10 protein-coding genes are annotated in these 12,622 nt (G+C 39.2%); 2 read left to right on the top strand and 8 right to left on the bottom strand.

From position 1 onward, the window contains the following. Positions 1–65 precede the first annotated feature (65 nt). On the top strand, positions 66–749 hold the full coding sequence (locus MS6x_RS06420) for a porin family protein (protein WP_482606178.1): 684 nt from the start codon (positions 66–68) through the stop codon (positions 747–749). Here the strand turns inward: MS6x_RS06420 and MS6x_RS06415 are convergent. From MS6x_RS06415 to pyrH, 6 genes are all read right to left on the bottom strand, one after another. After that, a complete protein-coding gene (locus MS6x_RS06415) occupies positions 744–1,349 on the bottom strand; it encodes a hypothetical protein (protein WP_482606176.1) in 606 nt (201 codons plus the stop codon). The genes MS6x_RS06420 and MS6x_RS06415 overlap by 6 nt on opposite strands. Next, positions 1,349–2,803, bottom strand: coding sequence for an RNA polymerase factor sigma-54 (rpoN, locus tag MS6x_RS06410; RefSeq protein ID WP_482606175.1), 1,455 nt, complete (start codon positions 2,801–2,803; stop codon positions 1,349–1,351). Before rpoN ends, MS6x_RS06415 begins: the two co-directional genes overlap by 1 nt. Positions 2,804–2,841: 38 nt before the next feature. After that, entirely contained in the window at positions 2,842–4,275 is a 1,434-nt protein-coding gene (gene asnS, locus MS6x_RS06405; protein ID WP_482606174.1) for an asparagine--tRNA ligase, read from the bottom strand. Between the two features lie 99 nt (positions 4,276–4,374). Then, a complete protein-coding gene (locus tag MS6x_RS06400) occupies positions 4,375–6,762 on the bottom strand; it encodes an efflux RND transporter permease subunit (protein ID WP_482606173.1) in 2,388 nt (795 codons plus the stop codon). A gap of 132 nt (positions 6,763–6,894) precedes the next feature. After that, a complete protein-coding gene (frr, locus tag MS6x_RS06395) occupies positions 6,895–7,449 on the bottom strand; it encodes a ribosome recycling factor (RefSeq protein WP_482606172.1) in 555 nt (184 codons plus the stop codon). 40 nt (positions 7,450–7,489) lie between these two features. After that, positions 7,490–8,197 carry a UMP kinase gene (gene pyrH / locus MS6x_RS06390; protein WP_482606170.1) on the bottom strand — a complete coding sequence of 236 codons (708 nt, stop codon included), beginning with the start codon at positions 8,195–8,197 and terminating at the stop codon, positions 7,490–7,492. Between the two features lie 177 nt (positions 8,198–8,374). Between pyrH and MS6x_RS06385 the strand changes: the two genes are divergently transcribed. Further along, entirely contained in the window at positions 8,375–10,246 is a 1,872-nt protein-coding gene (locus MS6x_RS06385) for a M61 family metallopeptidase (protein WP_482606169.1), read from the top strand. Positions 10,247–10,319: 73 nt separating this feature from the next. Here the strand turns inward: MS6x_RS06385 and tsf are convergent, their stop codons facing one another. Together tsf and rpsB are read right to left on the bottom strand one after the other, a co-directional pair. Further along, positions 10,320–11,285: a translation elongation factor Ts gene (tsf, locus tag MS6x_RS06380; RefSeq protein WP_482606167.1), complete on the bottom strand. Its 966-nt coding sequence runs from the start codon at positions 11,283–11,285 to the stop codon at positions 10,320–10,322. Positions 11,286–11,357: 72 nt separating this feature from the next. After that, the gene (gene rpsB, locus MS6x_RS06375) at positions 11,358–12,548 is read right to left on the bottom strand and encodes a 30S ribosomal protein S2 (RefSeq protein WP_482606165.1); all 1,191 of its coding nucleotides are present in this window, start codon (positions 12,546–12,548) and stop codon (positions 11,358–11,360) included. Between the last annotated feature and the right edge of the window lie 74 nt (positions 12,549–12,622).

Here is a 12,622-nt window from a genome sequence, read left to right as displayed (position 1 = left end):
CAAACTTTTTAAGGCGCTCCAATATACAATTGGAGCGCCTTTTATTTTACTACCTTTATAACAGTATGGAAAAGTGGTTTTTGTTGTTTTTTCTAGGTGTTTCACTTCAGATATTAGGCCAGGTTCAAACGGCGTCTAATAGCGTTGAAAGCCGTTATTTTGAGGATCAATTCTATTTCGGGGTTACCTATAATTTTGTTCGAAATAAACCAGATGATGTGGCGCAAAGAAATTTATCTTACGGGTTACAGGTTGGAGTGATTAAGGATATACCATTAAATAGTAGGGGAACAAGAGCATTAGGTGTTGGTTTAGGTTTGGCCCTTAATACCTACTATTCTAATTTACTAGCCGCCGAAACGGCCAATGGTATTTCCTATTCACTTGGTGTGAGTCCTGATTTTAAGCGTAGTAAGCTTGAAACTCACGCTATTGAACTCCCTTTCGAATTTCGATGGCGAAACTCAACAAGGGAGGAGTATCGATTTTGGAGGCTATATGCAGGAATTAAGGCAGCGTATATTTTAGGTGCTAGATCTACATCAGTTGTCAACGATACCAAGAACGGTTTTTATAATACAGATATAGAACGTCTTCAATATGGTCTTACGGTCAATGTGGGCTATAATACGTTCAATATACACTTGTATTATGCTTTAAACGAATTATTTCAGGAAGGTACTACCGTAAATAACCAGGCAATAGGTTATAGTCCCTTACGTGTAGGAGTCATCTTTTATATCTTATAGCCAATACTTAACCGTTAATAGTTGGGAAAGTATCCCAACAAAAAGACCTATAACAAGTTCAGGTTTGGAATGTGCTTTTAGATATAATCTTGAGGAGGCGACAAGTCCGGTAAAACAGATAAAAAGGCTGATGCCAATAATGATATTAATTTCGAAGTGAATACTTAGGCTAATAAGATACATTAGGAGGCCTCCTATGCCCGCAAGGTGTAAACTTGTCTTTACGTTGAAAAAGAGCAATACAAGGCATGTAAATGACGCACCCACTAAGCCTACAAAGTAATAATAGAGTTCAATAATATAATTATTGGGCAATACCTTATTAAGTATCATCAATAAAAGCACAATGTGTATAATAACCGGGTATTTTCTTTCCTTTGCCGTGGGCATAAAAATGGAACTTACTACACCAATATTTTTTAGGATAAGATAGGTAACTATGGGAATAATAACTGTTAAAATGAATATGGGTAATATATTACCGGCCTGAACTTCCAGTGGTGTATGTTTTGGAGTGATAAGAAAATATGCGACTGTACCTCCAACAGGAATAAATATAGGATGGAATAGGTAAGATATAATGGTAAGGAATGTTCTCATTAAATTTCTTTTCGCAAACGAGCGACAGGAATACCTAGTTGTTCACGATATTTAGCTACCGTTCTTCTTGCAATAGGGTACCCTTTCTCTTTTAGAATAGCCGCAAGTTTATCATCGGTCAGTGGTTTTCGCTTTACCTCATTCTTTATGACCGTTTCCAGTATTTTCTTAATTTCTTTGGTAGATACATCTTCTCCTTGTTCGTTTTTCATTGATTCCGAGAAATACTCTTTAATCAATTTGGTTCCGTAAGGAGTGTCTACATATTTGCTGTTGGCCACTCTAGATACGGTAGAAACGTCCATTTTTATTTCGTCTGCGATGTCCTTTAAAATCATAGGCCTTAGATTGCGTTCATCGCCAGAAAGAAAATATTCCTTTTGATAATGCATGATGGCGTTCATAGTAACGAACAAGGTTTGCTGTCGCTGTCTAATGGCGTCTATAAACCATTTAGCTGCATCGAGCTTTTGTTTGATGAACATTACGGTATCCTTTTGGGATTTCGATTTGTCCTGAGATTCCTTATAGCCTTTTAGCATGTTGTTGTACTCTCTTGATACATGCAGTTCCGGTGCATTTCTACCGTTGAGGCTAAGCTCCAGCTCCCCGTCTACAATACGAATGGAAAAGTCGGGCACCACATGTTCAACAATTCTGTTGTTTCCTGAATATGAGCCCCCTGGTTTAGGGTTCAATTTTTCTATTTCAGAAATAGCTTCTTTAAGCTCTTCTTCAGTAATGTTATGCTTTTGAATCAGCTTTTGATAATGCTTTTTGGAGAACTGGTCAAACGATTTTTTTAAGATTTCTATTGCGAGTTCAATTGGAGGTGTTAACTCTTTTCGCTTTAATTGAATCATAAGCGACTCTTCCAGTGAACGTGCTCCGACACCAGGTGGGTCTAGCGCTTGAACGAGAGAGAGTACACGCGCAATGGTCTTTTCTTCGGTATATATGTTCTGTGTAAACGCGAGATCATCCAAAATATCTGTAATTGGCCTACGTATATAGCCACTCTCATCAATACTGCCTATTAGAAACTCTGCTATGGCCCATTCATCATCGCTAAGATAGACCGTGTTCATTTGATTTAATAGATATTGATTAAAAGAGGTGCCTGCAGCATAGGGTACACTTTTTTCCTCATCATCCGAACTGTAGTTGTTTGCTTGGGTACGATAGTCCGGTATTTCGTCATCACTCAGGTAATCGTCTACGTTTATATCCTCTGCCTCTATCGTTTCATTGTCGTTTACTTCATAATCGTCTTCAAACTCATCGTCTATGTTTTCCAATTCTTCTTTACCGCTTTCTAGCGCAGGATTTTCTTCCAACTCCTGTTTTAAGCGCTGTTCAAAGGCTTGGGTAGGCAGTTGTATCAGCTTCATCAATTGGATTTGCTGAGGTGATAGCTTTTGCGATAGTTTAAACTGTAAGTGTTGTTTTAGCATAGGTTTTCTCTACTAACTATAAAAATAACGAAATGCTTTTAAAACTCGGCATTCTGTGGCGTTCTCGGAAACGGTATTACATCACGGATATTTCCCATTCCAGTAGCAAAAAGTACAAGCCTTTCAAAACCTAATCCGAAACCACTATGTTCTGCCGTTCCAAACTTGCGTAAATCTAAATACCACCAAAGCTCTTTCTCATCAATATCTAGTTCGGCCATCTTCTGTTTAAGGATATCCAAACGTTCTTCACGTTGCGAACCGCCTACGATTTCCCCAATTCCAGGGAATAGGATATCCATGGCGCGTACTGTTTTTCCATCTTCGTTCAAACGCATATAAAATGCCTTTATGTTTGCAGGGTAATCAAATAGTATAACCGGGCATTTGAAGTGTTTTTCAACAAGGTACCGCTCATGTTCACTTTGTAGATCTGTACCCCATTCTTCTATGGGATATTGAAATTTTTTCTTTTTGTTCGGTTTGCTGTTTTTTAAAATGTCTATGGCCTCCGTATAGCTTACTCTCTTAAAGTTATTTTCTGTTACGAACTTCAATTTTTCTAATAATGGCATCTCACTTCTTTCGGCTTGAGGCTTGCTTTTTTCTTCATCCAAAAGCCGCTTCTCTAAAAATTCTAAATCTTCTGAACAGTTTTCCAATACGTAGCGGATTACATTTTTGATAAAATCCTCGGCCAGGTCCATATTGTCGTTTAAGTCAAAAAAGGCCATTTCTGGTTCTATCATCCAGAATTCTGCCAAGTGCCTGGTAGTATTTGAATTTTCTGCTCTAAAAGTAGGTCCAAATGTATAAACCTTACCTAGTGCCATAGCGTAGGCCTCAGCCTCTAGTTGTCCGGAAACCGTTAAATTGGTTTCCTTGCCAAAGAAATCTTGTTTGTAGTCTACTTCACCTTCCTCGGTCAATGGGGGATTTTTCTCGTCTAATGTGGTTACCCGAAACATTTCTCCTGCACCTTCTGCATCTGAACCAGTGATAATAGGTGCGTGAAAATAATAAAAACCATTATCCGTAAAATACTGATGAATCGCAAAGGCTAAGGCAGATTTTACCCGCATTACCGCTGCAAACGTATTGGTACGTATTCTTAAATGTGCTTTTTCCCTAAGAAACTCCAAGGAGTGCTTTTTAGGTTGTATTGGATAGGTTTCCGGGTCTGCAGAACCATGTACATGAATATCGGTCACCTGAATTTCTACAGATTGACCACGGCCTTGGCTTTCTACCAGCGTTCCGCTAATTTTAAGGGATGCACCCGTATTAATCTGCTTAAGTAACTCCTCATCAAATTTCTCGAAATCTACCACACATTGTATGGTGTTTATCGTTGACCCATCGTTCAAGGCAATAAACCGGTTGCTCCTAAATGTGCGTACCCATCCGTTTATGGTGATGTCCTGTAGTAATAATTTTCCTTTAAGTACTTCCTTTATGGTAACTGAGTGCATGTTTAATCAATTGAAAATTAAAAGTTCAAAGATAGGTTTTTGAGAAAAAAGAATGTAGCTATAAGGATGCTAAAAACAACTAGGATATTAAAACCTTTTCTAGTCGGTATCCTCTTCTTTTGGAAGTATATCTATTTGTGGTTTCTTAAGCACAGTTTTGTTGGAAATACTACGTTCCAAGGAAATTAATAGGGATGGCAATAGGATAAGATTGGCCAACATGGCAAAGAGTAGGGTGGCAGAAACCAAAGCACCTAGGGCTACTGTGCCTCCAAAATTGGAGATGACAAAAACGGAAAATCCAAAGAATAGCACGATAGAGGTGTAGAACATACTTACCCCGGTTTCCCTTAACGCTGCATAAACAGATTTTTCTATACGCCATTTACTAGCGGTTAGCTCTTGGCGGTATTTGGCCAGAAAGTGAATGGTGTCATCTACCGATATTCCAAACGCTATACTAAATACTAAAATCGTAGATGGTTTAATAGGAACTCCCACAAAGCCCATAACACCTGCAGTCACCAACAGTGGTAGTAGATTAGGTATCAACGAAATGATGATCATTCTAAAGGAACGAAACAAATATGCCATGAACAAAGCTATGAGTCCAATCGCTAACGCAAGGGACATGACAAGGTTTTTTACCAGATATTTGGTTCCTTTTAGAAATATAAGCGCACTACCTGTCATGTAAACGGAGTAGCGTTCTTCTGGGAATATTTTGATTATATTTTCTAACAAGGTGCGTTCTATCTCTTCCATACGCTCCGTTTTTACGTCGCGCATAAAAGTGGTCATTCTTGCGGTTTGCCCAGTACTGTCTACAAAACTTTTAAGTAGGTCGCCATCGTCCGAGGATTTTCGGGCAACATCCATAATAAAGGTGTTCTCTTGACTGGTAGGAAGTTGATAGTATTTTGGAATACCGTTGTAAAAAGCTTGTTTAGAATATTTGACCAGGTTAACGATGGAAACCGGTTTAGAAAGTTCCGGTATTTCGTCTACGACATCACCAAGACGGTCTATTCGTTTAAGTGTAGCAGGTTTAAGTACGCCTTTTGGACTCTTGGTGTCTATAACAATTTCAACCGGCATAATACCATCGAATTCTTCTTCAAAAAAGCGAATGTCCTTAAAGAAATCAGCGTTCTTAGGCATATCCTCTATGGGACTTCCTGAAATATCAATTTGATAAATACCTATAATGCTAAGTACAAGCAGGGCTATGGAAGTGATGTAGACCGATATTCTTTGTTTCCGAACGATACCTTCCATCCAGCTGACAAAGGCATCGACCCATTTTTTATTTAAATGCCTTAAGTGCTTGGTTTTCGGAAGCGACATAAAACTATAGACAATTGGTATAATAAGCAGGGAAAGTATAAAGATGCCTAAAATATTTATGGATGCAACTATGCCAAATTCTTTTAATAGTTTGCTATCCGTGATGATAAATGTAGCAAATCCTGAAGCTGTAGTTACATTGGTCATTAGCGTAGCATTTCCAATTTTGGAAATAACACGTTGTAAGGAAAGCGCCTGGTTACCATGTTTTTTTACTTCTTGTTGGTATTTGTTGATCAGGAAAATACAATTGGGAATCCCGATGACAATAATTAAGGGCGGTATAAGGGCGGTAAGAACGGTAATTTCATATTGCAACAGGCCTAGTATGCCAAAAGCCCACATTACACCAATAATTACCACACACATAGAGATGAACGTGGCGCGTACACTTCTAAAGAAAAAGAAAAATATGAGGGATGTTACGCCCAACGCCGCTAGAATGAATTTCCCTATTTCGTCTATGATGTTTTGGGAATTCATGGTTCGCACATAGGGCATACCAGAAATACGTACATCCAAGCCGGTTTCCAACTCAAAACGTTCTACCAACTGCAGCATATCTTTAAGAACAAAATCTTTACGGACACTCGTGTTTATAATGTCCTTGTCCATATACATTACCGTGCGTATGGTACTACTCTCTTTATTGTAGATAAGATTGTCGTAGAAAGGGAGGTCGTTAAAAAGGTACTGAATAATACTGTCAACCTCTTGTATTGTTTCTGGTTGGGTTTTTATTAGTGGCTGCATGACAAATTCTTGCTTGTCATTATCCTTGACCAGTTCTTGAAGATTATCGGTAGAGAGCACAAAATCAACTTCGGGAAATGCTCCTAGTTGTTTACTAAATTTGTTCCAACGATTAAAATTCACAGGATTAAAAAGGGCGCTATCGCGAACTGCAAATACCACCGCATTGCCTTCTTCTCCAAATTGTCGTAAGAAAGAACGGTATTCTTGGTTAACAGGATGGTCATCTGGTAAAAGGTTCGCGGGAGAATTGGAAAACTGCATATTCTTCCATTGCATACCTAAAAAAACAGTGACTGCGGCGACTCCTAATAATATAAGAACCCTATTCCTTAGAATAATTCTTGCGGTTTTTGCCCAAAATCCTTGTGTTAGTTTTGCTACCATAGCTGTTTTTAGCCGGTTGCAAAGGTAACTAATGTGATGAAGTGTTCCTAGACAGAAGGATTTAAAATAATCTAGTTATTCGATAATAAAAAACGGCCAATAGGCCGTTTTTTATGTTTTAAATTGAAGAACTTATACTTTCATGATTTCAGATTCTTTCATGCCTAGGAAGTCATCAATTTTTTTCACGTAGGTATCGGTAAGTTCTTGAACGTCTGCAGTTGCATTTTTTTGTAAATCTTCCGATACATCTGTATCTTTAATTTCCTTATTGGCATCTTGTCTTGCGCTTCTAACGCCTACTTTGGCATGTTCCGCTTCGGCCTTTGCCTGTTTTGTGAGCTGAATACGACGTTCCTCCGTTAAAGGCGGTACATTGATTATGACCATATCCCCGTTGTTCATGGGGTTAAAACCTAGGTTAGAGTTCATAATCGCTTTTTCGATTTCCTGAAGCATATTTTTCTCCCAAGGTTGTACCGATATGGTGCGACCATCTGGAGTATTCACATTCGCCACTTGTGATAAGGGCGTTTGAGAACCATAATAATCTACCAAAACCGATGATAACATCGCTGGGCTTGCTTTTCCGGCACGAATTTTTAGGAACTCACGTTCTAGGTGCGATATAGCGGCATCCATACCTTCCTTAGCAGCGTCTAAAATAAAATCTATCTCTTCGTTCATAGTAACAATTTCTAAAGTATGATCATAAATTATACCAAAACTACATATTCACCGTAGTTCCTATATGTTCCCCTTTGACAATTTTGAGCAAATTTCCTCTTTTGTTCATGTCAAAAACAACAATGGGCAGTTCATTTTCCTGACTTAGCGTAAAAGCCGTCGTATCCATAATTTTTAAGCCTTTATTGAGTACGTCTTGGAATGTAATGGTATCGAATTTTGTAGCCGATTTATCTTTTTCCGGATCTGAAGTATAGATTCCGTCTACCCGGGTCCCTTTCAGAATTACATCTGCCTCAATTTCAATCGCACGGAGCACCGCTGCGGAGTCTGTGGTGAAGTAAGGGTTTCCCGTACCTCCGCCGAAAATAACTACACGTCCCTTTTCTAGATGGCGCATCGCCCTACGTCTAATAAAAGGTTCGGCAACCTCATTTATTTGTATGGCAGACTGCAGTCTTGTCTGTACCTCTTGCATTTCAAGGGCACTTTGTAGTGCAAGTCCATTAATTACGGTAGCCAACATTCCCATGTGATCTCCTTGTACACGGTCCATACCGGTTGCTGCTCCTGCCAATCCTCTAAAAATGTTTCCACCTCCAATTACAATGGCAACTTCTATTCCTTGGTCTACTACTTCTTTTATTTCTTTGGCATATTCATTAAGCCTATCGGAGTCTATACCGTATTGCTTTTCGCCCATTAGCGCTTCGCCACTTAGTTTTAGAAGTATTCTTTTGTATTGCATGGTTATTCAATTTCAAAACAAAAATAATGAAAAATATCTATGGGAGCGCTAGGTGATTGCCTGTGTTCAAAACATAATTATTTCCTAATATTTAAAAGCTCGACTTTAGATTGTCGTATTCTTTTGTAGTATTGATGCATCAGTTTATAATAGCGTAATTTAAAGTACTTGGTTTATATGAGAAAAATAGTTGTTATAGCCATTACCATTGGTTTGTTGTACGGTTGTGGGACCAAAAAAACCTTGATTTCCATAGATAAGGTTCCAATTATAACTTCCCTCGATTTGGTTAATATTAAAAATGACAAAGTCGAAGTTTCTATAGACCCAGGAGCCTTTACTAGTGATATGGTTTCTTTTAAGATACCCAAAACAGTTCCCGGGACGTATAGCTCGGATGATTATGGCACTTATATTCAGGATTTGGTTGCCTTGGATTATAGCGGTAAGGTGATGGAAGTTATGAAAGAGGATATTAATTCTTGGCGAATCTCCAATGCTAAGAGCCTGGATAAGATAACGTATTGGGTAAACGACACTTATGATTCGGAAAAGGAAATGGCGGACCCAGTCTTTTCTCCTGCGGGAACCAACATTCTTGAAGGCGAGAACTTCATGTTAAATCTGCATGGTTTTGTAGGGTATTTTGAAGGATATAAGGAGGTTCCGTACACAATTTTGGTGCGTAAGCCGGCAAATCTCGTGGCTACAACCACCTTACAACAAGAGCCGGATAGAAAACCTGATCCGTCATGGGACGGATTTGTAGCCAAGCGCTATTTTGAGGTTATTGATAACCCTATCCTATATGCCAAGCTTAATATTGAAGTTTTTCAAATTAAAGATATAAAAGTAACATTAGGTGTATATTCTCCAAACGGTGTGTATAAAGCATCCGATTTAAAAGAGCGTATGGAAGAGATGATGATGGCGCAAAAATCTTTTTTAGGAACTATAGACGCTACCAGAGAATATGCTATTTTATTGTATCTATCTGAATTGGATAATAATGATGCCCAGGGTTTTGGAGCGCTGGAACATCATACCTCTACCGTGGTAGTACTGCCCGAGTCAATGTCAAAAGATCGCTTGGAACAGGCGATGGTAGATGTGGTCTCACATGAATTTTTCCATATCGTAACACCTTTGAACATCCATTCCAAGGAGGTCCAGTTTTTTGATTTTAACGACCCTAAAATGTCTAAGCACCTATGGATGTATGAAGGTACTACCGAATATTTCGCGAATCTATTTCAAATTCAACAAGGGCTTATTGAGGAAACGGAATTCTTTGAGCGTATCATGGATAAAGTTGCAAATGCAAAAACTTATGACGAGGATATGTCTTTTACCATAATGAGTGAGCGTATCCTAGAAGTTCCTTATGAGCGTAATTTTGGAAATGTGTATGAAAAAGGAACCTTGATCAATATGGCTCTGGATATTTTGTTAAGAGAGAAAAGTGGTGGAGAGAAAGGAGTGCTTTGGCTTATGAAGGAGCTTTCAAAGAAATATGGTAAGGATACCCCGTTTAGTGATGATGATCTTATTCCGGAAATTGTGGCAATGACCTATCCAGAAGTAGGAGTATTTTTTGATGACCATGTAATAGGAAAAGTACCCATAGACTATTCCTTTTATTTGGCCAAGGTTGGCCTGGCCATAGTAAAGGCTAAAGAAGAGACCGGTTATTTTTTGGATGGTGAAGTGCCATTTATAGATGTAGATCAAGAAAATGGGAACGCTATTTTTGTTCGTGAGAATATTACGTTGAATTCCTTTTTAACGGAACTTGGGGTTCAAAACAGAGATGTTATAAAACGGATTAATGGTACTGATATCCGTTTGGAGACCATGCGAACTATCATAGCCGATAGTTTTACTTGGACACCAGAAACTCAAATTTCAATGGATATAGTGCGAGAAGGAGAAGCATTGACTTTAAGTGGCGTTGCAGGTGTGCCGGTATTGGAAGTGAGTCGTATACTTTCCTTAGAAGGTGTTTCAAGCGATTTTTATAAATTACGGAATGCTTGGTTGAAACAATAATGGTCGCATTTTATTGCAAAGAAAAACCCCTTAAACTTAAGCTTAAGGGGTTTTTAAAATTTAATGAGAATGATTAGCCCACAGTGGCACGTTTAAATCCTGTAACGGAAACATCGCCATAGGACTCAACATAATTGGCAACACTCATTTTTTCGTCCTTGATAAAGTTTTGGTCTAAAAGACATTGTTCTTGATCTAAGGTCGTGTTATCGGATACGAATCTGTCCATTTTTCCTGGTAGAATTTTATCCCATATCTGCTCCGGTTTGCCTTCGGCCTTTAACTGAGCTTTGGCATCTTCTTCGGCCTTGGCCATAACCGCTGGGGTCAATTGCGCCATGGAAATATACTGAGGAACATTTTTAAGTGTTTTTCCTAAACGCACTAACTCTTCATTTTCCTTTTCTATAACCGCAATTCTTGCTTCTGTTTCTGAAGCCACAAAAGCGGCATCAAAATCTTTATAAGACAACGTAGTGGCTCCCATGGAAGCAACTTGCATTGCCAAGTCTTTTACTAGTACCTCTGCGTTATCGACCTTTGCAGAAAGGCCCACAAGAGCTGCAATTTTGTTTATGTGAACGTAAGACCCAACGTAAGGAGCTTCCAATTTGTCAAAAGCGGTAATCTCTAATTTCTCGCCAATAACCCCGGTTTGCTCAATAAGTTTGTCTGCTACGGTCATGCCTCCAAAATCAGCTTCTAAAAACGCTTCTTTGGTGTCATGGTTTAATGCTATTTCCGCTAGTTGATTTGCAAGTGCAACAAATTTCTCGTTTTTCCCTACAAAATCGGTCTCACAGCCTAGCACGATAGCAACACCTGCAGTAGCGTCAGCATTAACCTTTGCTATGGCTGCTCCTTCGGAAGAATCCCTATCAGCTCTTTTGGCGGCAACTTTCTGTCCTTTCTTACGTAGTACCTCGATTGCTTTGTCAAAATCGCCTTCGGCTTCTACCAAAGCATTTTTGCAGTCCATCATTCCGGCACCTGTCGCTTTTCTTAACTTGTTTACTTCTGCGGCGGTAATCTTTGCCATAATTAAAATATTTATTGTTATTCCCGCCAAGCGACGGGAATTTATTTTTAGTACTCCTTTAGTTTTCAGCGTTTACTCTACGCCGCCTTTAACGTTATCTTGCCACTCCTTTAGTTCGTCCCATTTGCCATCGGCGGCCATTTGTGCCTGCTTTGGCCATGATGTTGGGTCCAAATGTGCCATTCTAGAGCTGGCTTCTGTCAGCACCTCTTTTATTTTATCGGCATCACCTTTTGCGATATCTGTGAAACTGCCCATACCGGCATTTGTCAATGCCTCTGCAGCTTTAGGTCCAACTCCTTCAATTTTGGTCAAATCATCCCCTTTGTTGGTTTTGGATTTGCTTTCCTTTTTAGGTGCTTCCATTTCTTTTTCTACAGCCGTTTTTGTTGCCTTTACGTCTATTTCTATCTCAGGCGTCTTGGCAATAACCGGTGGTGCTTTGGTCTCAACAGTTTCTGGAGTAGGCTTTAACTCTTTTTTAGCTACCTCTTTCTTGGCAGCCTCTTTTTTAACCACTTCTTCCTTCTTTGTTGCTTTAACCTTTTTTACCTCCTCGTTGGCATTTTTCTCTGACTTACGTTCTGCAAGACCCTCTGCAACGGCATTGGTAACTTGTGTCATGATAATGTCAATAGATTTGGAAGCATCGTCATTGGATGGGATAAGATAGTCCACATCCCTTGGATCGGAATTGGTATCTACCATAGCGAAAATAGGAATGTTCAATTTTTGAGCTTCTTTTACAGCGATGTGTTCCCGCATGGTATCCACGATAAAAAGTGCGCCTGGTAAACGTGTCATCTCAGAAATAGAGCCCAAGTTCTTTTCTAATTTTGCACGTAAACGATCTACTTGCAAACGTTCTTTCTTAGATAGGGTAAGAAAAGTTCCGTCTTTCTTCATTCTATCGATCATGGCCATTTTCTTAACAGCCTTACGGATAGTTACGAAGTTGGTAAGCATACCGCCTGGCCACCTTTCCGTAATGTATGGCATATTAACATTTGCTGCTTTCTCTGCAACAATGTCTTTAGCTTGTTTTTTGGTAGCTACGAAAAGAATTTTTCTTCCGGACGCTGCAATTTTGCTCAAAGCCTCGTTGGCTTCGTCCATTTTTGCAACTGTTTTGTAAAGATTGATAACGTGTATTCCGTTGCGCTCCATGTAGATGTAAGGAGCCATGTTCGGATTCCACTTTCTTGTTAGGTGTCCAAAATGCACACCTGCTTCTAATAATTGTTTTACTTCGACTTTCGCCATTTTAAATTTAGTTTACGTTCTTTTGAATTAGCAACAAAGAAGTGGTATTTCGCTGTGCGAAAAGCCTCCTTTGT

This window comes from Maribacter sp. MS6 (assembly GCF_056839185.1).
Note: the sequence above shows the minus strand (reverse complement) of the source record. Positions and strands in the feature narration are given on the sequence as shown.

Bases quoted from the DNA above. Each gene is read 5' to 3' on its own strand.
- MS6x_RS06420 (WP_482606178.1), top strand. From the start codon at position 66: ATGGAAAAGTGGTTTTTGTTGTTTTTTCTAGGTGTTTCACTTCAGATA.
- MS6x_RS06415 (WP_482606176.1), bottom strand. From the start codon at position 1,349: ATGAGAACATTCCTTACCATTATATCTTACCTATTCCATCCTATATTT.
- rpoN (WP_482606175.1), bottom strand. From the start codon at position 2,803: ATGCTAAAACAACACTTACAGTTTAAACTATCGCAAAAGCTATCACCT.
- asnS (WP_482606174.1), bottom strand. From the start codon at position 4,275: ATGCACTCAGTTACCATAAAGGAAGTACTTAAAGGAAAATTATTACTA.
- MS6x_RS06400 (WP_482606173.1), bottom strand. From the start codon at position 6,762: ATGGTAGCAAAACTAACACAAGGATTTTGGGCAAAAACCGCAAGAATT.
- frr (WP_482606172.1), bottom strand. From the start codon at position 7,449: ATGAACGAAGAGATAGATTTTATTTTAGACGCTGCTAAGGAAGGTATG.
- pyrH (WP_482606170.1), bottom strand. From the start codon at position 8,197: ATGCAATACAAAAGAATACTTCTAAAACTAAGTGGCGAAGCGCTAATG.
- MS6x_RS06385 (WP_482606169.1), top strand. From the start codon at position 8,375: ATGAGAAAAATAGTTGTTATAGCCATTACCATTGGTTTGTTGTACGGT.
- tsf (WP_482606167.1), bottom strand. From the start codon at position 11,285: ATGGCAAAGATTACCGCCGCAGAAGTAAACAAGTTAAGAAAAGCGACA.
- rpsB (WP_482606165.1), bottom strand. From the start codon at position 12,548: ATGGCGAAAGTCGAAGTAAAACAATTATTAGAAGCAGGTGTGCATTTT.